The following is a 22,580-nucleotide window of genomic DNA, read 5'->3' as shown; positions in this document are numbered from 1 at the left end:
AAAGCCCCTTAATTGTCTGTTCGGTTGTTGCCACATCAGGGCATTATTGAAGGTTTTTGCCTTTGGCATTGGTTGTGGTGACACCACCCTCACCGACCAGCAGCAATTCAGTGCCAGAAATCGGCACCACGCTCATGAGACCCAATCGGTCGTCACGCAGGTACTCCTGGAAGGTATCACCACCATTACCACTGGTAAGTACGGCGCCGCCGTTACCGACCAGGATGATCCGGGAATTCAGGTACACACCGTCATTGAGCGTTGCGGTGGAGCCAGTATTGACCGTAGTCCAGGTCTGGCCGAGGTCAGAGGACTGCATCAGCGTACCTCGTAGACCAAAGACCAACACTTCTTCCGCCTGACTGGTTCCAGTCACACCAAACAGCGAACCAGGATAGGGACTTTCACGACGCTCCCAGGTCTGGCCATTATCTTGCGAAACGTGAATTTGCCCCGCCTCACCGGCAATCACCATGGCGCCGCCGCCAATCTGGGTGATCGCATTCAAGTGGAAGTTCTGGGCGTTTTCCAGTCGCGGCGACCAATCCTGCCAAGTCTCGCCACCGTCCTGGGTGTGGAAGAACAGACCATAGGCGCCGACGACAAAACCGGTGTCCTCATCGCCGAACCAGACATCCAGGAACGGGTTGACCGGACCGATATCGAGATCCGCCTGCATGTTCTCAAGGGCAAAGAGCAGATCATCCAGCGCCCATTCCAGGTCCGACTTTTCTTCTTCCGGGGCGGCTGCAATACGCTCTTCCATCTCTGCAATGGCTTCTTCCTGGCTTTCAATGGCCAGTTCCGCGGCGCGGATACCGGTCAGTTGAAGCTCCCAGGTTTCGCCGGCATCGTCCGAATGGAGCACCACACCGCTGTGGCCAACAGCCCAGCCATGAGTCTCGCTGCCGAAATCAACGCCGGTCAGCGTGACAGAAACCGGGACCTCTGCCTGGGTCCAGGTTACCCCCTCATCATCTGAAAAGATGATATGACCGCGCTCACCAATCGCCACAAGGCGATCGCCAGCACGCTCAACATCGTTCAGAAGATTATCGGGAGCCAGCTCTGTTGGACGCGCCGGTGTCTCAATGACGTCCGCAATTGCAAATGCAACAGGGGTCGCACAGGCCATGGAAAGCCCGAGGCATGCTGCACCAAGGGTTTTACACATAAAGCTTGTAGCCATTCGGATTGCCTATAGTTGTTGGTAACTGTGTAACTTGAATCAGTTTTCGAGCCCTTCAGCATAAACATACCGACAACCCGAAAGTTGCCGGTATGGTATGTGCCAACGTTGAGTTGGTACAGAGGGTTCCATTTTCGCTGAAATTTAGCGAACACTCCGACGACGCAACGCAGCCGGCGAGAAGTATCGCTTGTTAGGAACATCATCGGTGAAGACCGTCGTATTCTGCTCTTCCGTGTCCAGACCCTGAACGTGATAGCGACGAGCCTGCAGATCGTGGAAGGCCTCCAGCGCTGTCCAGGTACCTGGCAGCTCGTAATAATTCTTCAGAACGCCCATGCTCACACGCCACAGTTCGCCACGGCCATCGTACTGATCAAGAAGCGCAGTATTCCAGCTGTCCTCATCCACGTAGAAGCGCCGTTTGGCGTAGATGTGTCGCTCGCCGTCCTTCAGTGTAGCCGTAACTACGTGAACACGGTGCAATTCCCAACGCATCAGGTCCGGATTAAGATGGGTCTTGCCCAGAATCTCGGAGTAAGACAGTCCTTTTTGGGCAATCTCATAGTTGTTGTAGGGGATGTACACTTCCCGCTTGCCTTCATACGTCCAGTTGTATCTATCCAAGGCACCGTTAAAGATATCGGTGTCATCCGCCGTACGAAGGTTGTCGGCTGCCGCGATAGGGGAATCATAACCCAAATTAGGTGCCCTGCGTACGCGGCGCTGGCCGGCGTTGTAGCCCCAGCCGTTTCGCGGATTGATAATCTGATTCAGGGTTTCATGAACCAGAATCGCACCACCGGCCAGACGGGGTGGCGACTGGGTAAACGATAGGTAGTAGAAAATCACATTATCGAGAGTGTCTTCACCGCCCTCGGGATTGTAGTAATTGAAGAACGCTTCCTGCTGCGACGTCACCAGCGTGTAATCGCCGTTCTGCTGGACAGCCACTTCACTGGAACGACGGGTCAGAGAGATACCACGCCAGCGGGTCAGATGGTTCCAGATTACCTGCCAGGCTTTCTGCTCGTCATTGCCACTCAGAATCGGGAACGGGTAGCCGCCAAAGGCGCCATCAAGTCCGGCACCCTCACCAACGATCTTCGCGCTGGTGGCGTTTTCACGGGTATCCTTCTCGACGAATTCCGGTAGCGAGTGGCTTCGGCGTGTTTTGTAGACGGGAATCTCGAACGTGGTCGGATAAGCCTCGAACATGGCCTTGAGGCCATCGGTCAAATGCTCGGAATACTGGTCTGCATTGTCGGCATTGATGGTAAACAGCACCTCATCGTCCGGAAACGGGTTCGGATGATGGTGACCACTGCCCTCATAACTTGCCGGTGGCTCTGTAATACCGCCATCCCAGGTCGGGATAGTGCCCGCCTCGTTACCGGCCATCGGTGAACCGAAGGGGGTCAGGTCGTTGCCGAGGCGTGCAGCCTGGCTGGATGACACCGCACCATAAGCTGGTGCCGCGGCGACAGAAAGGGCCATAAGGCCGCCGAGAATAGCGTTCTTATTGTATTTCATTGAATAACCTTAGTCCGTCTGGAAGCCTCTGAAGGGCTTTTTATTGTTGTCTGCTCATGACACAGACTTTGCCACAGACTAGACGAACGTCCAAGATTGTCTATCGATCAAAAGTGCGATTTTGTATCCGGCTGTGTCTTCACTTGACCGACACAGCCGGAACACCCCTTCAACGATTAACCGGCCAGACTCTTATGGACCACTTCATAAACGTCCCGTGACAGACCTGCTTTATCACGGATCCGCTCCAGCGCTGCCTTCATGCGCTGGCTATAGGCCGGCGCAAAGCGCCTCCAGCGGGTCAACGGAGTGACCAGCCGGGCCGCAATCTGGGGGTTACTGTCATCCAGGCGACAGACCTGATCGGCGAGAAAATCGTAGCCGGAACCGTCGGGACTGTGGAAAGCGGCCAGATTCTGACCGGCAAAGGCCCCCACCACGGAACGCACCTTGTTCGGGTTCTTCCAATCGAATGCCTCGTGCTCGAGTAACTGGTGAATCTGTGGCAACTGACCAGCACGGTCACTGGCGGCCTGCACCGAGAACCATTGCTCGACCACCTGAGGATCGTCCTTGAAGCGCTCGTAGAATTGCTCCAGAACCTGGGCGCGGTCAGCTTCATAATCCGAGTTCACCAACGCACGAAGTGCGCCAATACGATCGGTCATGTTGTCCGCTTCCCGGAACTGACGCAGCGCAAGCTCCCGACCTTCTTCGTCGTTAATCTGCAGCAGCCACGCCAGCGCGGTGTTGCGCAGACTGCGACGGGCAATCTGGTCAGGCGTAACCTGATAGGCTCCTGCCTCGACATTGCGACGGTAGCAGGCAATCAGGTCATCACGCAGCGCTATGGCCAAATGCTTGAGCACCCGCTCGCGGGCGTCATGAATGGCAGGTGCATCGGCACTCTCCGCCAACTCGATCAGGTAGGCCTCCGACGGCAGCTGCAACATTTTGGCGACCAGCGCCTGATCGAGAGATGAATCCGACACCAGGTGCCGATAGGCGGTCACGAGTCTGGAATCTACTGGTGCGTCCTTCGGCGTGCCCACCAACGATTGAATCACATCCACCGCCAGCCGCTCGCCAGCGTCCCAACGGTTAAAGCCGTCCGGATCGTGGCTCATCAGGAACAACAGCTGCTCCCGAGTCCAGGGGTAGCGCACACGGACCGGTGCCGAGAACTGCCGCAGAAGCGACGGCACCGGGCATTCATCGAGACCATGAAATTCGAACACCTCGGTCTCACCGGTCAGTTCCAGCACTCGCTCCGTGGGTGCATCTTGCTCACCTGCCTGCAGGCGCAGCGGCAGAGACTCACGCTTGCCACCGAGGAGCCCCAGCGCAAAGGGGATGTGCTGAGGCTTCTTGTCGGTCTGGCCCGGCGTATCAGGGATGGCCTGCTTGATGGTGAGGCGATAGACGCCCTGCTCCGCATCAAACTCATCGGACACGTTCAGCACCGGTGTGCCCGCCTGCTCATACCACAACCGGAATTGGGAAAGATCACGGCCAGAGGCATCTTCCATCGCCTTGACGAAGTCGTCGGTGGTCACAGCTTGGCCGTCGTGGCGTTCGAAATAGAGATCGCTGCCCTTCCGGAACAGTTCCGGGCCCAACAGGGTGTGGATCATGCGCACCACTTCGGCACCCTTCTCATAGATGGTCAGGGTGTAGAAGTTGGAAATCTCCATGTACGACGCAGGACGAATCGGGTGCGCCATCGGGCCGCCGTCCTCGGCAAACTGCGCGGTGCGCAGCAAGGCTACGTCTTCGATCCGCTTCACCGTTGGCGACCCCATGTCGGACGAGAACTGGGAGTCGCGGAACACCGTGAAGCCTTCTTTCAGGCTGAGCTGGAACCAGTCGCGACAGGTAACCCGGTTGCCCGACCAGTTGTGGAAGTATTCGTGAGCCACGATCGCCTCAATCCGCTGGAAGGCAAGGTCCGTGGCGGTATCCTGGCTGGCCAGAACGCAGGACGAGTTGAAGATGTTCAGGCCCTTGTTTTCCATGGCCCCCATGTTGAAGTCATCAACCGCAACGATCATGAAGATGTCGAGATCATACTCACGGCCGTACACCTCCTCGTCCCAGCGCATGGAGCGCTTCAGCGAGTCCATGGCGTGTTCGCACTTTTCGGAGTTACGTGGTTCAACATACATCCTCAGATCGATGTCCCGACCCGAGCAGGTGGTGAACGTGTCACGTTTCTCAACCAGATCACCGGCCACCAGGGCAAACAGGTAACAGGGCTTGGGGAACGGATCTTCCCAGGTGACGAAGTGGCGGCCATCGTCGAGGTCACCGCGATCGACATCGTTGCCGTTGGACAGCAGCACCGGGTAGGCCTGCTTGTCGGCCTCAACTCGGGTGCGGAAACGGGACATGACATCGGGACGATCGGGGAAATAGGTGATGCAGCGAAAACCCTCCGCCTCGCACTGGGTGCAGAACATGCCGGAGGACTTGTACAACCCCTCCAGGCGGGTATTGTTCTGAGGCTCGAGCCAGGTAACCACCGTCAATTCAAAGCGCTCAGGCACGGAGGCAATGATCAGCTTGTCGCCGCGGTTTTCATAAGCCGCTTCATTCAGGGTGACGCCGTCCAGCCCGACCGATTCCAGGACCAGGCTGTCACCATCCAGCTCAAGGGGAATATCACCGGCGCCAGCCTCAGGGTTGCGACGCACAACCAGGGCACTGTGAACCCGCGCTCCGTTTTCGAACAACTCAAAGCGCAAGTCGACGTGATCAACCAGGTAAGGCGGCACTTTATAGTCGCTGAGGTAAATGGTCTGGGGTTGATTGGTGCGCATTGTCTATCTCCAGGTTACTCAGCCGCGCACTGCCGGCAATCCGGCAGGCGGGAATGTGTCAGGTCAGGCGGGTGTCGGACGAATCAGTCGCCCAGCACCCGAAAACGAACTTCGTACCCGGTAAATTTCCGGATATTGATCACGCCGGTGTCGAGGATCAGGTACTGGCCCTTGATCCCCTCCAGCACCCCTTCAACCTCAGGAGCCTTGTCCAGGTTGTGAGTCTTCACTTTTTCCGGCCAGACAGCCACCGGGTAACTGAGCCCAAGACCGTCTTCATCAACCTCACGGATTGAATCCGGACCGTGAGACTCTTTCAGCGCCGACATATCGTCCGCGATCAGACCTAATATCCTCTGCCGCTCTTCCGCCAGATTCAACTCCGGCACATCGCCCTTGAGCATGGCACGCCAGTTGGTCCGGTCCGCAACGTGGGCCTTGCAGGCAACTTCCACCAGGCCCGCCAGGTATCGGGTTGCCACTCGAACCATGGGGATGGCATCCACGGCACCCTGATCGATCCAGCGGGTGGGAACCTGGGTTCCACGGGTAATGCCCACCTTAAGACCAGACGAGTTGGCCAGGTAAACCACGTGCTCCACCATGCAATGGGTCTCGCCCCACTCCGGCTCGCGACAGGTGCCCAGGTGATAGTGGCACTTCTCCGGGCTCATGATGCAGGTGTCGCAGGCCGCCAGTTTCCGAAAACACGGAAAACAAAAGCCCTGATTGAAGCTTTTCTTGGTGGTGCGATCGCAGTTGATGCAACGAATAACACCCTCGAAATCGATGCGAACCTGCTTGCCGAGGTATTCATTGAGCGGGATCCGGCTGTCGCCGACCGCAATGGAATAGGTTACCGGCTCTCCGGCCTCGGCCGGCATCTTGCGCAGCCGGCCCGATACGTCGATCAGATCACTCAAGACTTAACCTCAACAAACTGGTCCGGATCAACATCGTTGCCCGCGCTGTTCTGGCGCTGTACCGACGGATCGCAAGCAGTACCCGCCTTGCGACCACGGTCGATATAACCGGTGCGCTCTTCTTCCGGGACGCCGTGCAGGTTTTCATAGTAAATCACCGCCTGCAGGCTGATTTCCCGCTGCTCCGGCGTCAGTTTTCGTCCATCCGGCCACTTACCCAGCTCAATAGACAGACGCAAGCTGCGGTAGACGGTGGGATCCAGTCGTTCGATCAATTCATCGTAAGTCATTCGGTACTCCCGAAACGCTCTTCAAAAAAATGTGCCGGAATCGTTTGACAGATGCAAACGATAATAATTATCATTAATCCACCAAATGACAACGGTCGTTTCATTTGGTCTCTCTCATCAGGAGCTAAAAGCTCTTTTAATGCCTCACCTTCTGGTGGGGCTTTTTTTGAGCTGTCACCGTCTTTTTACGGGCAAAAGCAACGCAAGGGCCACTCCACTGACAAACCCGCCAAGGTGCGCTTCATTGGCCATTCGGCCCAGCCCCAGCATTTCGGTAAACGGGGTAAAGCCAATCACCATCCAGGCTACAGCGAACGTTACCAGTGCCGGTGGAAACTGGAATCGCGGCGACTTGCGCTGACTGAGCCAGCAATAACCCAGAATGCCGTACACCACACCCGACAGCCCACCGAACAGTGGACCTGATACCAGGTACTGAAGACCATTAGAGAAAATACTGGTGACCAGAAAGAGCGTGAGTAACCGCCCTCGCCCATCAAACCATTCAATCTGACTGCCGAGGAACCACAGCATCACCGAGTTAAAAATGATGTGGGTCCAGCTGAAGTGCAGGAAATCGGGTGTCAGCAGGCGCCAGACCTGTCCGCTAGCCAGGGTACTGGAAATCGCATCAATCCGACCGGCCAGGGTCGACCAATCAAAATCGCGCGGATCGATCATCATCAGCCCAGCCGCCAGCTCATTGCGGCCCATGGATGTCACCCAGACCATGAGCAGAGCAACGACAATCGCACTCAGCACCAGCGGTGCGTGCCTGGGCGACGGCTGCCAGCGCCCACCAACGAAGACCGGGGAACGCTGCTGGCGATCAACCGCGTCCCGAAGTTCAGGCTCGGCGAGAAAACGCTCCAGGGCTTCCAGGACTGGTTCCGCGTGCTGGGGATTTTCCAACCAGAGAACCTGTTGGTCATTTTCCTCGGTGATTCGGTGCGGTACACCCTGACCGGTCAGCCACTGACTGAAGCCAGCCAGATCGACCGTGGTATCCAACTGCTTTACGCGGTACACAAACTACCTCGACTCTCGGGGTAACAGGCATTAACGGCGTTAACGCTCAACACTGTCTTCCATGTTGGGGTAGCCGAACTGCTCGGGGCGGGACACATCCACCCAGACAAACTTGTCCGGGGAGAGAACTGCCTCTCCATCGAAGCGATAAGCCACCAACCGGCCGTACTTGACCGCACTGTAATCGATACAGGCGACATTGCCCTTCAGCGGCGCCGGCTCGCCTTCCATCCAGTAGTGACCAACGAAAACCGGCGGCGCACTCAGCGGATAGCTGATCAACTGCTTACGCTCTTGGTCCGTCAATATCTTGCGCGCCACCTCCGGCGGCAGAGGATCCGGCTGGAACACCACATCGGCGTAGGTCTCGGGATCGTCGGCCCAGAATTTGGTCCGGAAAAACTCCCGGACATAGCCGTCCCGCCCGGTGATACTGGTACCTTCCGGCAATCGCAGGTCAGTGCCACGAAGCAAGGTGTCCATCACCTGGCCGGCAAAGGATTCAATAGCAGCCGAGGCATGCAGGAAATCCTCATCGATGCAGGCGCCACCCTGGACCCGCTTGAACTTCTCAATGAGGTCTCCATCCCAGCAGGCGTGGACCACCCGGAAACCCTCTTCCTCGATAAACAGGGGAATAGTGTAGAACCACTCAAGAAACTCGTTCCATTCATGGGGATGGTCATCGAACTGATCAAGCGTTTCCCGGATCAGACGGTTGTGGCGGGCGTTGTGCTCTCGCAGCCATTTCTTGCCGCTACCGGGACGAGCCCGGGTGCAGTAACCCAGGGCGTTGTACTCATGGTTGCCCATTACTATCCGGGCCGAGCCATGTTCCACCATGTCGCGAACCAGATGCAGGGCTTCGCGAATTCGCGGCCCCCGGTCGATGATATCGCCAATGAAGATGGCCTGGCGGCGATGGTGCTGATACACCCCGTTCACCTTGCGGTAGCCCATCTGCTCCAGCAACCGGATCAGGGTGTTGGCGCAGCCATGGATGTCGCCAATGATGTCGTAACCGCGGTGTGCGGCTTGTCTGTTTACAGCCATGATCAACTCGATGAAATGTCGCTTGCCCAGCCAAGCTTGTCACGGCAGGTGGCGTAGAAATTGTGATCCGTCGGATGAATAAGTCGGATCTTGAACGGCTTCTTGGTGATACGAATGATGTCACCAGGAGCGCAGGCAATGTTCATCTGGCCGTCAAACGAGATTTGCGGATAGGTTTCATTGGTCTCCCCGATCACCAGTTTGATCTCGCTCTTGCCATCGACAACGATGGGGCGACTGCTGAGAGTGTGGGGAAACATCGGCACCAAAACCACGGCATCCAGCTTGGGATGCATGATCGGGCCGCCTGCAGACAGCGAGTATGCGGTGGAGCCGGTAGGGGTAGCCACGATCAGGCCATCCGAGCGCTGGCTGTAAACAAAGTGACCATCAATAAAGAGATCAAAGCCAATCATCCGGGTGGACTTGCCCGGGTGCAGGACAACGTCGTTGAGCGCAGTCCCGAAGCCCAGTGGCTGACCATTGCGTTCGACATTGCCGTCCAGCAGAAAGCGAGTCTCCTCGATGTACTCACCTTCCAGCACCTTACCCAGGCGCTCTTCCAGATCCGAGGGCGAAATATCGGTCAGGAAACCAAGTCGACCACGGTTAACGCCCAATAACGGAATCTTCGATTTGGCCAGCTCACGCGCGGCACCCAGCAAGCTGCCATCGCCCCCCACCACGATAACCAGATCGCAGATTTCGCCCAGCAGCTTTTTGCTGGCCACCTGCAGACCGTGGCCGGGCAGCATACCCGCGGTGTCTTCCTCCAGTATGACGTGATAATGATTGGCAATCAGGTATTGCTTGAGCTGGCGCAGGGATTCAACCACCTTCACGCTACCCATCCGGCCAATAACGCCAATATTCCTGAATTGATCCATGAGACTTCCTGTGGTGTCGGGATGCGATGGGGCCTGTCAAATCTCAGAGCCCCGTGACAATCTGGCTCACAGTTTAACGAAAGTCGCCCCGATACTGAAAAAAGATCGCGAGGTCAGGCCTTGTGCTGCTCGCAACGATCGTCGACACCCGGGCGAAATTCTCCAGGCTGACTGATGCGCATGACCGGCTCGCCACAGGGGCTGCCATTCTTGTCGGCATACCGGCAGACGGGATGCTCGTAGTGTTCGAGCCAGTCCCGATAGGCAGGCTCATTCATACCGCACCGCTGGGCCGCATAGCCCACCGGATTGGCGAAATAGGTGTTGATATCCTCGAACTTCAGGGTGACGTGACCGGCTCCGGGCTGATAGGCCACCAGAAACACCGACTGCTTCTTGAGGTGGTCCATGATCGAATTTTCGACCGGCTCCTGATTTCTCAGGTCATGATTTTCCTGCTCCAGCGCCACAATCCGGTCGTCGCGGAGTTCCAGCTCACGCTGCTTCCGATCCAGCTGCTCCCGGAGCAACACCATCTCGGCATTGGTGTTGGCGTCTTCCCGCTCCTTGGCTTCACCGCCCTCCGCGATCTGCTCCTGCATCGTCAGATATTGTTCATTACGCTCTGACAACCTCTTCTTCAGCTGCTCATTGCTCAGACGCTGGCGCTCGTACTTTTGCTCAATCTCGGCGAATTCACCCCGCAGGGCCTGCAGCTCCAGGCGGTGTTCGCGCTGCAGATCAGACATGGTGTCACGATGAACACTCTGCAACGTCTTGATGCGCAGGCGCTGCTCGCGGATGACCTGGGCCAGGCGCACGCGATCCGCGGAAGTGCCCGAATCCTCATCATCGTCAGCAGAGTCGGAGTCGGCACTGAGTACCGGAATATCCTCTTCACGCCGGGCTGGCCGAGCCTCAATCTTGCGGAATTTCAGGGAATTGCCGTCAACGGCCTTGCGGATGGCCTGGAAGTGGTTGTTGCCGGGAGTCATGTCAGGATCCCACAACTCGTCGGCGAACCGCGGTTCTGGGCATTGGCTACGGCATACCAGCCGTATCGCACCACCGCCCAGATCAGGGCCTTTGGCACCCCGCTTGGCGAGATCTTCGATGGGAACGTTCCAGTTGGCGTCCGCCCGCCCTTCTTCATCGAACCAGATGCGGAAAAACACCAGCGCCTGGACACGCAGCTCCGGGTCCAGTTCAACCAGCACGGCTTTGACATCGGTCTCCGCGAGGTCGGACAACCCCACGTAACCATCCAGGAACGCACCAAACTCGCTGGCGCGCATCTGGCGGACGACCTGACCTTCGTCCATGAAAAAGACCGCCGCGTAACCGTCCGTCGACTGGTCGGCAGATACCATCTACTACTCCCTAAATATCACAAGATATACCACCAACACGTCGAAACCACACGGAATGTTCCAACGCATGCGGTGCTGGCAGAACCGCCAATGTAATCCAACAAGGGCGGCTCCACAAACTGGCAGACTTCGGCTAACAGTCTAGTCAGTCAATTTCTTGTGCACAGGGAAAAACTGCAACGTTTTGTGAGCGCCGCGGTAAACCACTGGCGCTCACACAGAACCCTACAGTTCGGCGGCCAGGCGACTGCCCTGATCAATGGCGCGTTTGGCATCCAGCTCGGCCGCAACATCCGCGCCGCCGATCAGGTGCACGGCAACGCCAGCGGCTTCCAGCCCGCCTTGCAGTTCACGCAGAGGCTCCTGGCCTGCACAGACGATGATGGTGTCCACGGGCAATACACGATCCTCGCCCTGCTCTGCGCCTTTGGGCGTTACCGTGATGTGCAGGCCATCGTCGTCAATCTTGCGATAGCTGACCCCCGGCACCATCTGTACCTCACGATTCTTCAGCGACGTCCGGTGAATCCAGCCCGTGGTCTTACCCAGGTTCTTACCCACTTTCGACGCTTTACGCTGCAGCAGGTAAACCTCGCGGGCCGGCTCCGGCACTTCCGGTGTTACCCCCTTAATACCGCCACGGTGCTCAACGCTGAGATCCACACCCCACTCGCGCATGAAGTGGTCCGTGTCCAGGGCCGCTGAGGTACCCTTGTGCACGATGAATTCGGAGACGTCGAAACCAATTCCACCGGCACCGATAACGGCGACTTTCTGACCGACCGGCTTACGCTCCAGCAAGGCGTCGAGGTAACCGATGACTTTCGGATGATCGATACCTTCAATCTCGGGCGTACGCGGGTGAACACCGGTCGCCAGAACCACGTCGTCGTACCCGCCTGCCTTGAGATCCTCGACATCGACCCGGGTGTTCAGCCGAACATCAACACCATGCTTATCCAGCATGACTCGGAAATAGCGCAGGGTTTCGTAGAACTCTTCCTTGCCCGGGATACGCTTGGCGACATTGAACTGACCGCCAATCTCACTGCCAGCGTCGAACAGGGTGACCTTGTGGCCACGCTCGGCCGCGACCGACGCAAAGGCCAGGCCCGCAGGACCGGCACCGACCACGGCGATCGACTTCGGTGACGCTGCTTTCACCCAGGTCAGCTCGGTTTCGTGACAGGCCCGCGGGTTAACCAGGCAGGACGTCAGCTTGCCGCTGAAGGTATGGTCCAGACAGGCCTGGTTGCAGCCGATGCAGGTGTTGATTTCATCAGCCCGGTCCTCGGCGGCCTTCAATACCAGGTCCGAATCGGCGAGGAACGGACGAGCCATGGAGACCATATCAGCGTCACCCTCGGCCAGGATCTTCTCTGCCACGTCCGGCATGTTGATTCGGTTGGTGGTGACCAGCGGAATGCTGACCTCGCTTTTCAGGCGTGCGGTCACCTTGGTGAAGGCGCCCCGGGGCACTGAGGTAGCAATGGTCGGTACCCGCGCCTCGTGCCAGCCAATGCCGGTGTTGATGATCGTAGCACCAGCCTTCTCGATTTCCTTGGCCAGATGAACCACCTCTTCCCAGGTGCTACCATCTTCAATCAGATCCAGCATCGACAACCGGTAAATCAGAATGAACTTCTCGCCAACGCGCTCACGAACCCGGCGAACGATTTCCAGGGGCAGGCGAATGCGGTTCTCGTAACTGCCGCCCCAGCCGTCGGTACGGTGATTGGTGTGGGAGACAATGAACTGGTTGATGAAATACCCCTCAGAACCCATGATCTCGACACCGTCATAGCCGGCGCCCTGGGCCAGGGCCGCACAGTCGGCATAATCCTGAATCTGCTTCTCGATGCCGGCCTCGTCCAGTTCGTTAGGCTTGAACGGGTTAATCGGTGCCTGAATGGCCGAGGGCGCAACCAGCTCCGGCGAATAGGCATAGCGCCCGGCGTGCAGGATCTGCATGCAGATCTTACCGTCAGCCTCATGCACAGCGCGGGTGATGATCTTGTGTTGCTCGACTTCGTCCTGACCGGTCATCTTGGCCGCGTGCTGAAAAACCCCACCCTCAACGTTGGGCGCAATACCGCCGGTCACGATCAGCCAGCGCCGCCACGGGCCCGCTCGGCGTAGAACGCAGCGAGCCGATCGAAACCGTTCTTGGCCTCCTCCAGCCCCGTGTGCATGGAACCCATCAGGGTCCGGTTGCGCAATTTGGTAAAGCCTAGATCAAGCGGCTCAAGCAGGTTCGGGTATTTGGCGACGCCTGGCGTGGCGGTTGCGGTCATGGTGGTCTCCTCATGCTCGTCAGGGGCGGACCTTCAAGGGGTCCAGCTTTTTGTATGGCTCTAAGCTACCCGGCTAACTTGCGATCAACAATATCCGTGGATAACATTCTGTTATCCTGAAATTACATGTCAGACAGAATCTATCTTTAGCCCTCGATGAGCACACGACCGTCGCCCCAACCACAACGCCAAAATGCCCTTGGCGACATCAGCGTTCGATACGCCTCGGTACTGTTGCGGGCTGCCGCGGCGGAAGGCGTCAATATCGAACAACTGATTTCTGATTTCCGGCTGAGCAACGAGACCCTGACCTCGCCGGTCGCCCGCATCAGTATTCCGCGCTATATGCGCCTCGGACACGCCGCTATTGCTCAAACCGGCAACCGTGCTCTGGGCTTGCGCATGGGCGCACTGACCCGCCCGGTCGATACCGGCATTGCCGGACTGGCAGGCCAATGCGCGCCCACTGTGGGAGCGGCTCTGCCCACCCTGGTGCGCTATTCCACCCTTTCAAGCCACAACAGCCGAGGCGCCCCCTCGGTGCGATCCCGGGATCGGCAAGTTCTGTTCTATTCGATCCGGCCCTACAACGCGTTCAACTACTTTGTGGTGGATTCGGTTCTCGCGGCGTGGACTCAGTTCGTTCGCACTATCACCAATCGGTATGAGGTGCTTGAACGGGTTACCATCGAGTATCCCTCCATCGGTCAGGATGATCTGTTTGAAAGCTGGTTCCGTTGCCCGGTGCACTTTGGCGCGGAGGAGAACAGCATCACCGTGAAACCCGAGTCGTGGGCGCAGGCGTCCCTGAATGCGCAACCGGCCACGCATGAGCAACTGGTGGAAATCTGTGAACGGGAACTGCAGCAAATACAGCGGGGATGGACGACAGCCGACCGGGTAAGGCATCTGCTACCCCCCCTGTTCCGGGGCGAAAGCCCGGGACTGAATATCGTCGCTACCAAACTGGGCGTGGCCCCGTGGACACTGCAACGGCAATTAAGCGCTGAGGGCACAAGGTTTCGAGAACTGGTGGATGATACCCGGAAACAGTTGGCCACCGAATACATCCGGGAGACGGATACCTCACTGGCAGAGATTGCCTGGCTATTGGGCTTTGCCAATCCGGCGGCGTTTCACAAAGCTTACAAGCGCTGGTTTGCAATCAGTCCCGGCGAACACCGGCAACAACTAAGATCAGTCAGTCAGATTTCGGTGGCGTCGTCACAGCCATCGTCGTCGTCAAACTCTTCGAACTGACTTTCGATCAGCTCTTCCTCGTAATCCAGCATGAGTCACTCCCGTTTTTTTACAACACACGAAAGCAAACACTGAAGCACAGTGATGACAAAGAAATGACAAAATGATGTAAGAGCTGAGAACGATAAAACAGAGAAGAAAAAGGTAAAGCGGGGAAGGAAAAAATGGCGGAGCGGACGGGACTCGAACCCGCGACCCCCGGCGTGACAGGCCGGTATTCTAACCAGCTGAACTACCGCTCCGCGTTGGTCATCACGTCTCGCCCAACTTGGGCTGCGCAATCAAGGGTGTGATTGCTCTGTGACAACGAGGGCGCATTATAAAGACGCCCTTATTTATGTCAACGCTTTTTCCGAAAAAATATTCGGAATCCGTCTTTGCTGCATATTCGCTACATATTAACTACATAGCAGCGACCATCGCGTCCTTGCCCTGCGCTGTTTTCCGGTACTCAATCGGGGTCATGTTCGACCACCGCTTAAAGGCCCGATAGAAAGTGCTGGGCTCGGAAAATCCGGTCAGGTACACAATCTCGTCAATGGACTCGTCGGTGGTCGCGAGCAACTGACGGGCCAGCCGATAGCGGAAATCTGCCAGTACCTGGTTAAAACTGGTTTCCGCCTCCGCCAGCCGAGTGCGCAAAGTCCTCGGTTTGATTTCAAGGCGCCCGGCGACCGCGTCCAGAGTGACCTCACCACTGTCCAGCAACTCGGCGACAATACGCTCAACCTGGCCAACAATGTCCCTTTTTTCCAACCGCGCGACCTGCTCACTGGCAAACCGCTCGTGCAAATCCAGCAGTTCCGGCTCGGCATGGGGCGACGCATGAGCCAGCAGTTTTACCGGGAAGTAGAGCCGGTTTTCCTCGGCTCCAAACACCACGTCGCATCCAAGAATCTCAGCAACGTGCGCCTGCCCTTCGGTTCGTTCGTGTTCGAATTCAATCCTGGACGGATAGAACGAATTGTTGGTAATCGAGCGGAAAAAGATGATCACACCCTGCACGAAGCATTCATTAAAATGCTTCAGGCGGCTAACCTCGTCGGAGGCGGCATCGAGCACCATGCACGCATCATCGCCCTCAATAAAGAAATCCGTATTCGCGGCATCGCTGAGTAAACGCTGGTAGTTCTGCGCCCGTCGTAGGCCTTCACCAAAGGTGGGGCTGCTCAGGAACAGATACTCCAGCACCTGGCCCTTGTAGGCCGGGAGCAATTCACCCAGGTGCAATCCGATATCCGGATCGCCAGATACGTCCTCCACCGCCTGCCAGAAATACAGCTGGGCGCTGTGGGGTGTCCGCAGCTGCTCGGTGTAAACGTAAGCTTCATCAACACCCAAACGACTGAATATCGCGTCGGTATCAACACCCTTTTGCTTCATCGCCTCATAGATCAGGCGCAACATCACTCCCGCGTCACGAAGTTCCTGCATACGATCCCGCTTTCTTATTTATCAAATACCACTTTGACCCACCGGACAGTCGGCCATGCACGCCGGTCAATGCCTGATCCGGCTGAATTTGCCAGAGTTGAAACCTGTAATATAAATGTTCGCAGGCTAACCTCTGGTATTAGAGCATATCAGGCCACAGAGGCACAGTTGTACCAAAATGAAAATAAGGATTGGTACCCATGCGGCTTGAACAGAAGCGATCAGATGCGAATTTACTCAAAAGGCACGATTCAAGCCAGGAGAATAACGACATGCCAGATCCGCTGATCTATTACCGCCAGCCACCGAAATTGCTGCCCCTTTACACCAGAGCCCTGGCACCGAAGAACCCCAAGAATAACGGTGACATTGCCCTACCTTCCCTATCAGCCGAACTGATTGGCGCCAGCACCTACAACGAAACCCTGACCAGGTACGATGCAATTTGCGGCTTCCAACCCGGCATCCGGGTGCCCGTTACCTGGCCCCATGTTATGGCTTTTCCGCTGCACTTGAAGCTGCTGACCGACAAGCGCTTTCCTTTACCCCTATTGGGACTGGTGCACTTGCGCAACACCATCACCCAGCATCGAGCGATAGGGCGGGGTGAAATTCTGGACCTGAGGGTGCGACTGGGCGCACAGGAACGCACCAGCCGGGGCCTGGAGTTTGACCTGATTACCGAGGTCTATTCAGCCGGGCAGTTGGTGTGGGAGGAGTCGAGCATAAACCTGTCCCGAGGATCGGGAACCGAGAGCACCACCACAAAGAAGGCCCCGCCACCTGAACTTGAGCGCTACCCCAATACCGTCAGCATAAACGCGCCCGAGCCGACCGGACGTCGATACGCTGGCGTCTCCGGTGACCGCAACCCTATTCACATGCACGCAGTCACTGCCCGGGCCTTCGGGTTCCCGAAAGCCATTGCACACGGAATGTGGAGTAAAGCTCAGGCGCTGGCCATGCTGGAACAGCAAAAGGACTGGCAACCAGGCCCGGTAAGGATCAGCTGCCAGTTCAAGAAACCTTTACTGCTGCCGGGAACCGCGCAATTAAACTGGCGGACAGGTGAATCCGGGTGGGACTTTCAATTGCTGAATGCCCAGGGCAATGCGCCGCATCTAAGCGGCCGCATTGAATGGCTCTAGCCGAGCCACTAGCCCTGTTCAAATCCTGACGGTTGCTCTGGAGCACAGGGAGCGCCTGAGGAGCCCGCGATCGGCAAGGTGAAGTAAAAACAGGCACCGCCACCTTCTGGACGCTCAAAGCCTATATCGCCGCCTTGGGCTGAATCAACGACCGACAGGTTGCCAGGCCGATCCCCATGCCTTCGTCCTTGGTGGTGTAGAACGGCAGGAACAATTTGTCCTCGGCGTCGTCTGGGAGGCCAATACCGTGATCCCGCACCTGCACCCGGACACAACTGGAACCCAGCAGCGCAGCACTCACATGGACCGGAACTGAAGCGTCGGCGCTTCGGGTGGCCTCGAGGGCATTTCGGATCAGGTTGAGAGCAACCTGCTGAACCTGGATCGGATCGGCGGTCACGTCGGGCAGGTCGTCGGGCACTGACAAATCAATGCCGCCCTCGTTGTTGCGCATATCCACTTCAGCAAACTGGCGAGTATCCTCAAGAAGCGCCGGTACCGAGATGACTTCCTTACCTGTGGCCGGTTTTTTCATGAATCGACGGATGCGGCGAATAATTTCACTGGCGCGGTGTGACTGGGCTTCAATCTTATCCAGGGTTTCACCCAGCAGCCCCAGATCCGGCTCTTCCTTGGCCATCATGCGCTTGGATACACGCGCGTAATTGGTGATCGCGGTAAGCGGCTGATTCACCTCGTGGGCAAAACCGGCTGCCATCTCACCCATAGTGGTCAGACGCGAGGCATGAGCCAGCTGATCTCGCTGCTCCTGCACCAGTGCCCGCGCCTCTTCCAGGGCGGCTTCGCCCTGCAGTTCGGCGGTTATGTCATCGAACACCACTACGGCACCGTGCAGCTCGCCCTGGTCCAGCTTTGGCGTAGACCGGTACTGGGCGGGAAAACCGCTGCCGTCCATACGCAACATCCGGATGTTGCGCTGATTTTCAGCCACGCCCTGACTGCAGGTAGTGTGACCAGGCAAACCGTCCTGGCCTTCCTGGCAGGTGGCAAAATGGGTTTCGAAGAAATTCCGGCCGATCAACTCATCAACCGGACATCCCATGATCTGTGCCGCAGCCGGGTTGGCAAATTCGATGACACCGTTTTCGTCCAGACCGTAAATACCTTCGCTGATCGAGTTCAGGATGCGGGCCTGATCACCCTTCAGCTCCCGGTTACGGGCCTGAAGCTCGCGCTCCAACCGGATGACGCGGGCGTGGGTCTTTACCCGGGCAATTACCTCAAGGGACTGGAAGGGCTTGGAAATGTAGTCAGCACCACCCAGCGAGAAACCCTTCACCTTGGCCTGCAGGTCATCCAGCGCCGACAGAAATACAACCGCACAGTCAGCGGTCGCCTGGTCAGCCTTGAGGCGCTCACACACCTCGTAGCCGTCCATGTCGGGCATCATGATATCCAGCAGGATCACTTCGGGCTGATGCCGGTGGGCGAGGTCCAGTGCTTTCTGGCCCTCGTTGGCGATCAGCAGGCGATAGCTTTATCCTTCAGGGTCTCATAGAGGACTTTGAGGTTCTGCGGATTGTCATCCACAAGCAGAACCGTCACCTCCGAGTTCTCACTGACAACTTCAGTCATATAAAGGGAGCCGGTTAAAAACGTCTCCGTATGATGCCGCCTGGATCAACGGGCGTCGATAAGGTCCTTTACGGACAAGACCATACGGACCAGATGCGCAAGTGAATGGGTACCCATTTTGTGCATGACCCGGGAACGGTGGATCTCCACCGTACGCTGGCTGATCTCAAGCTCGATCGCAATCACCTTGTTCGCTTGCCCGGCAATCATCCGATCCATGATTTCATGCTCACGTGGGGTCAGGCTTTTCACCCGGCGAATGATTTCCTGCTTTTCGTCCAGAGTCTTGCGCTGCTCAAGGTCCTGCGCCAGTGCCGCTTCGATTTTCTCCAGCAGCGCCTCTTCCCGGTACGGCTTCTGAATAAAATCGACCGCGCCCTCTTTCATGGCATCCACCGCCATGGGCACATCGCCGTGGCCGGTGACGAAGATGATGGGCAGAATCGAATGCTTGTCGTTCAGCTTCTTCTGCAATTCCATGCCGTCCATACCGGGCATGCGGATATCCAGCACAATGCAGCCAGCCATCTTGTCGGAATACTCTTTGAGGAAGCTGGTAGCACTCTCAAAGGTCTGAACCGGCTTGCCGTCGGATTTCAGCAGCAATTCCAATGAATCACGAACCGCCTCATCATCTCTACTACGTATACGGTCTGCTGGATATCAGTCATCTGTGTGTTCTCTCCTGTCCGTTTTCTTATGATGTCCGGTCAGTGGATTGACGGATCTTTGTGGTCATCACGGTTGTGCTCCTGGCGCTCATGTTCGCGCATCTTCTCGAGCCTTTGCTGGATAATGCCAAAAACGCTCTGCTTCGGGTACCTACCTTTGTCGTCGGCTTTGCCCGCAGGAATGCCCAGCAGCAAGGTAACCGCTTCTTCCAGCCGGCTAACCGCGTACACCGCAAACTTACCCTCGCGGGCGGCCTGAACCACTTCGCTGTCCAGCATCAGGTTCTGAACGTTAGTGCTGGGTACGATCACGCCCTGGGTTCCGGTCAGGCCATCCTTGAGCTGGCAGGTGGTGTAGAAGCCTTCGACTTTCTCGTTTACGCCACCAATTGGCTGAACCTCACCAAACTGGTTAACCGATCCGGTAATGGCCAGATCCTGGCGCACCGGAATCTCCGCCAACGACGAGATCAGGGCGCAGAGTTCTGCCAGAGAAGCACTGTCGCCATCCACCTCGCCATAGTTCTGCTCAAACGTCAGACTGGCAGACAGATGCATGGGATCAGTAACCGCAAAGTGCGAGGCCAGCCATGAGCTGAGAATCATCACACCCTTGGAGTGGATGTTGCCGCCCAGTTTGACGTCGCGCTCGATATCCATCACCGCGCCATCTCCATAGTAGCAGGTCGCAGTGACACGGTTAGACAAGCCGAACTCGAAACCGCCGGTCGACAACACCGAGAGCGCATTAACCTGGCCCACACAAGTGCCGTGAGTGGTCACCAGCGTTGAGCCATCGCGAATGGAATCGTAAAACTGGTCGCGAATACGGCTGCTGCGGTATTTCGCGCTTTCCAGGGCCCGCTCAACGTGGGTGTCCTGAATCAGCTTGGCACCGGCCTGACGGGCCCAATAATCGGATTCCCTCAGCAAATTGGCGATATCGGCCGCGTGCAGGGACAACCGGTCCTGATGCTCGGCCATACGGGCACTGTGCTCAATCACCCGGGCTACGGCCTTATTGGAGCAATGCAGCAGCTCTTTCTCGCTCACCAGGCTGGCAATGAACTTGGCGTACAGCAGCTGACTGTCGTCCGACCGGTACATTTCGTTCTCGAAATCAGCGGTAATCCTGAACAGCTCTGCAAATTCAGAATCGTACTCTTGCAGCAGCATCCAGGTCTCACGATCACCGAACAGGACGATTTTGACATCCAGGGGAACCGCCTCCGGCTCAATGGAAATAGTGCCGGACAGGGTCAGCTCGCGCTCCAGAGAGTTGATCTGGATAGACTTGGAACGCAGCGCCCGCTTCAAGCCATCCCAGACGTAGGGCTGCTCCAGCACCTTGATCGCGTCCATCAGCAGATAGCCGCCGTTGGCGCGGTGCAGGCTGCCAGGCCGGATCAGGGAGAAGTCGGTAAACACCGTGCCCTTATAGGTGACGTTTTCCACGTAGCCAAACAGGTTGTGGTAGTTGGGGTTGTCTTCAACCACCACCGGCACTTCATTGGTTTTCTGGTGTACCAGCGTGTTCACCAGGTAACGACGGGGCATCTTCTTGTCGAGGGAGGCATAGGCGATGGCCGCCTGCTCGTCGTCGTCATCCAGGAAGATGTCCAGGTTTTCAGCCAGATCCTTGCGTACAGCTTCAAAGAACGACACCACGTCCGGCAGGTCACTGTATTTTTCTTTCAGCTCGTCGATCTGATGCCCGGAAATACCTTCCAGCGTCTCGGTATTCAGGGCCTGCTGCTTATCGGCGTACTCCTGCTCCCAGTCCGCCAGCTTGCGCAGGGCAGCCCGCAGCTTCTTTTCGAGCCGGTTGATGGAATCCTCAAACTTGTCCCGCTGTGCATCGGTCAGCGCCTGGAAGGATTCCGCCGTGTGGGGCTCTTCGCCATTCATCGCCACCAAGCGGTAGCCGCCGGGCGTTGATACCGTCAGGCTGACCTTCTTGCGCCTGGCCTGAGCCGCCACCTTCTCCAGCTCATCCTCCTGCATCTTGGCGTACTCGTTCTTGAGCTGCTCGGAACGCTCTAGAAAGCTGTCGCTGTCGAAGGTTTGCGGAATTACCTTGACCAACCGGGCCATCAGCTTTTCCATATCCTGCTTCAGCTGAGTGCCTTGTCCGGCAGGCAACTGCAGCAGGCGGGGAACCCGGGGCTCCTCAAAATTCGCCACGTAGCACCAGTCGTGACTCTTCTGCTTGGTGTCCACATGATGCTCAAGATAGCGCAGCATCATGGTCCGCTTACCCAGCCCGTTCCGTCCGACGGCGTAGACGTTGTAACCGCCGTGCGGCATGGCGAGCGCAAAACGCACGGCTTCCTGAGCCCGATTCTGCCCGACAATCTCGGCGAGGGGCTTTAATTGCCGGGTCGTTTTAAACGGTAAGTCTTTCAGAACACAGGCTTTGTACAGCTGGTGCAGAGACAGTGACTTCAAGGTGCGGTCCTGTAACGGTTGAATCAATGGCCGGTCATTGTAGATTCTGGAGCGGCCCCTGTCGCGTGTGTGCATAAGATTTCTGCTGCCATGGCACGCCTTTACCGAAGTGCCACCCAGTTCACAGTTTTGCGATCGGTCATTTTTCAGACAGCCGCACCGGAACTAAACTTCCCTTCCCGGCTATCCCCAAGCCGTCGCTAGCCGGCCGATAACAAAGACAAGACACGCAATGGACGCCTTTCTATGACGAGTGATTCAACAGATCGCAGAATCAAAGATCGCTATCCAGCATCTTGCCTTCAGGTTCATTTAAGAGAACGCGGCTTCTTTGGCTGGGGCAAGCAGACGACTCCCGTGACCTGTCTCGACCTCAACCGCTACGGGATGGCCGTGCTCTGCCCGAGACCGGTAGAGCCCGGCGCTCGGCTGTTCATGGACTTCGCCGGCAAATACATCCGGGAATCCCGGGTTGGTGCCAAAGTAGTGGAGTGTCAGCCGTTTCAAACGGGTTACCGGGTCAGCGTGCAATTCAGCTACTGCCTGGACAAGAAAGGTTATTCACGCACTGTGGACAATGCCCTGTCCCGGATTGAGGGGCTTTACAGCCGGCTTGCCGGCTAGCAGCCTCATTTA

The 22,580-nt window shown here is 57.2% G+C and carries 14 protein-coding genes, 1 tRNA gene and 3 pseudogenes; 3 read left to right on the top strand and 15 right to left on the bottom strand.

Going from position 1 to position 22,580, the window contains the following annotated elements:
* Window positions 1-43 precede the first annotated feature (43 nt).
* The 10 genes and pseudogenes from AU14_RS15910 to AU14_RS15865 form a co-directional block, all read right to left on the bottom strand.
* Window positions 44-1,189, bottom strand: coding sequence for a WD40/YVTN/BNR-like repeat-containing protein (locus tag AU14_RS15910; RefSeq protein ID WP_236744146.1), 1,146 nt, complete (start codon window positions 1,187-1,189; stop codon window positions 44-46).
* A 144-nt stretch (window positions 1,190-1,333) separates the two neighbouring features.
* On the bottom strand, window positions 1,334-2,722 hold the full coding sequence (locus tag AU14_RS15905; RefSeq protein WP_041342413.1) for a DUF1329 domain-containing protein: 1,389 nt from the start codon (window positions 2,720-2,722) through the stop codon (window positions 1,334-1,336).
* A 176-nt stretch (window positions 2,723-2,898) separates the two neighbouring features.
* Window positions 2,899-5,541: an aminopeptidase N gene (gene pepN, locus AU14_RS15900; protein WP_041342410.1), complete on the bottom strand. Its 2,643-nt coding sequence runs from the start codon at window positions 5,539-5,541 to the stop codon at window positions 2,899-2,901.
* A gap of 83 nt (window positions 5,542-5,624) precedes the next feature.
* Entirely contained in the window at window positions 5,625-6,464 is an 840-nt protein-coding gene (locus AU14_RS15895) for a DUF2797 domain-containing protein (protein WP_041342407.1), read from the bottom strand.
* On the bottom strand, window positions 6,461-6,754 hold the full coding sequence (locus AU14_RS15890) for a YeaC family protein (RefSeq protein ID WP_041342404.1): 294 nt from the start codon (window positions 6,752-6,754) through the stop codon (window positions 6,461-6,463). Before AU14_RS15890 ends, AU14_RS15895 begins: the two co-directional genes overlap by 4 nt.
* Window positions 6,755-6,928: 174 nt before the next feature.
* Window positions 6,929-7,783: a rhomboid family intramembrane serine protease gene (locus tag AU14_RS15885; RefSeq protein WP_041342401.1), complete on the bottom strand. Its 855-nt coding sequence runs from the start codon at window positions 7,781-7,783 to the stop codon at window positions 6,929-6,931.
* A 39-nt stretch (window positions 7,784-7,822) separates the two neighbouring features.
* A complete protein-coding gene (locus AU14_RS15880) occupies window positions 7,823-8,836 on the bottom strand; it encodes a metallophosphoesterase (RefSeq protein WP_041342400.1) in 1,014 nt (337 codons plus the stop codon).
* A gap of 2 nt (window positions 8,837-8,838) precedes the next feature.
* Entirely contained in the window at window positions 8,839-9,723 is an 885-nt protein-coding gene (locus AU14_RS15875) for an NAD(+) kinase (protein WP_041342396.1), read from the bottom strand.
* A 113-nt stretch (window positions 9,724-9,836) separates the two neighbouring features.
* Entirely contained in the window at window positions 9,837-11,093 is a 1,257-nt protein-coding gene (locus AU14_RS15870) for a hypothetical protein (RefSeq protein WP_041342393.1), read from the bottom strand.
* Window positions 11,094-11,318: 225 nt separating this feature from the next.
* A pseudogene (locus tag AU14_RS15865) lies at window positions 11,319-13,387 on the bottom strand (oxidoreductase).
* 156 nt (window positions 13,388-13,543) lie between these two features.
* Here AU14_RS15865 and AU14_RS15860 point away from each other — a divergent pair.
* Window positions 13,544-14,647, top strand: coding sequence for an AraC family transcriptional regulator (locus tag AU14_RS15860; protein ID WP_094191241.1), 1,104 nt, complete (start codon window positions 13,544-13,546; stop codon window positions 14,645-14,647).
* A gap of 165 nt (window positions 14,648-14,812) precedes the next feature.
* On the opposite strand, the gene AU14_RS15855 is transcribed toward AU14_RS15860, so the two are convergent.
* Window positions 14,813-14,889, bottom strand: a tRNA-Asp gene (locus tag AU14_RS15855).
* A 160-nt stretch (window positions 14,890-15,049) separates the two neighbouring features.
* Entirely contained in the window at window positions 15,050-16,081 is a 1,032-nt protein-coding gene (locus AU14_RS15850; protein ID WP_041342390.1) for an AraC family transcriptional regulator, read from the bottom strand.
* 272 nt (window positions 16,082-16,353) lie between these two features.
* On the opposite strand from AU14_RS15850, the gene AU14_RS15845 reads away from it, so the two are divergent.
* Entirely contained in the window at window positions 16,354-17,229 is an 876-nt protein-coding gene (locus AU14_RS15845; RefSeq protein ID WP_041344057.1) for a MaoC/PaaZ C-terminal domain-containing protein, read from the top strand.
* Window positions 17,230-17,237: 8 nt separating this feature from the next.
* Here AU14_RS15845 and AU14_RS15840 read toward each other — a convergent pair.
* The 3 genes and pseudogenes from AU14_RS15840 to AU14_RS15830 all read right to left on the bottom strand — a co-directional run bounded on the left by AU14_RS15840 (window position 17,238) and on the right by AU14_RS15830 (window position 21,944).
* A pseudogene (locus tag AU14_RS15840) lies at window positions 17,238-18,825 on the bottom strand (ATP-binding response regulator).
* Between the two features lie 45 nt (window positions 18,826-18,870).
* Window positions 18,871-19,496 (bottom strand): annotated as a pseudogene (gene fixJ, locus AU14_RS15835) (response regulator FixJ).
* Between the two features lie 39 nt (window positions 19,497-19,535).
* Window positions 19,536-21,944, bottom strand: coding sequence for a Lon protease family protein (locus AU14_RS15830; protein WP_041344056.1), 2,409 nt, complete (start codon window positions 21,942-21,944; stop codon window positions 19,536-19,538).
* Between the two features lie 357 nt (window positions 21,945-22,301).
* On the opposite strand from AU14_RS15830, the gene AU14_RS15825 reads away from it, so the two are divergent.
* Window positions 22,302-22,568: a PilZ domain-containing protein gene (locus AU14_RS15825; RefSeq protein ID WP_236744145.1), complete on the top strand. Its 267-nt coding sequence runs from the start codon at window positions 22,302-22,304 to the stop codon at window positions 22,566-22,568.
* Window positions 22,569-22,580 lie beyond the last annotated feature (12 nt).

Origin of the sequence: Marinobacter similis (assembly GCF_000830985.1) — a bacterium.
Taxonomy (GTDB): domain Bacteria; phylum Pseudomonadota; class Gammaproteobacteria; order Pseudomonadales; family Oleiphilaceae; genus Marinobacter; species Marinobacter similis.
This window is presented reverse-complemented; position numbering and strand designations above follow the sequence as displayed.

Bases quoted from the DNA above. Each gene is read 5' to 3' on its own strand.
- AU14_RS15910 (WP_236744146.1), bottom strand. From the start codon at position 1,189: ATGGCTACAAGCTTTATGTGTAAAACCCTTGGTGCAGCATGCCTCGGG.
- AU14_RS15905 (WP_041342413.1), bottom strand. From the start codon at position 2,722: ATGAAATACAATAAGAACGCTATTCTCGGCGGCCTTATGGCCCTTTCT.
- pepN (WP_041342410.1), bottom strand. From the start codon at position 5,541: ATGCGCACCAATCAACCCCAGACCATTTACCTCAGCGACTATAAAGTG.
- AU14_RS15890 (WP_041342404.1), bottom strand. From the start codon at position 6,754: ATGACTTACGATGAATTGATCGAACGACTGGATCCCACCGTCTACCGC.
- AU14_RS15880 (WP_041342400.1), bottom strand. From the start codon at position 8,836: ATGGCTGTAAACAGACAAGCCGCACACCGCGGTTACGACATCATTGGC.
- AU14_RS15875 (WP_041342396.1), bottom strand. From the start codon at position 9,723: ATGGATCAATTCAGGAATATTGGCGTTATTGGCCGGATGGGTAGCGTG.
- AU14_RS15870 (WP_041342393.1), bottom strand. From the start codon at position 11,093: ATGGTATCTGCCGACCAGTCGACGGACGGTTACGCGGCGGTCTTTTTC.
- AU14_RS15860 (WP_094191241.1), top strand. From the start codon at position 13,544: ATGAGCACACGACCGTCGCCCCAACCACAACGCCAAAATGCCCTTGGC.
- AU14_RS15850 (WP_041342390.1), bottom strand. From the start codon at position 16,081: ATGCAGGAACTTCGTGACGCGGGAGTGATGTTGCGCCTGATCTATGAG.
- AU14_RS15845 (WP_041344057.1), top strand. From the start codon at position 16,354: ATGCCAGATCCGCTGATCTATTACCGCCAGCCACCGAAATTGCTGCCC.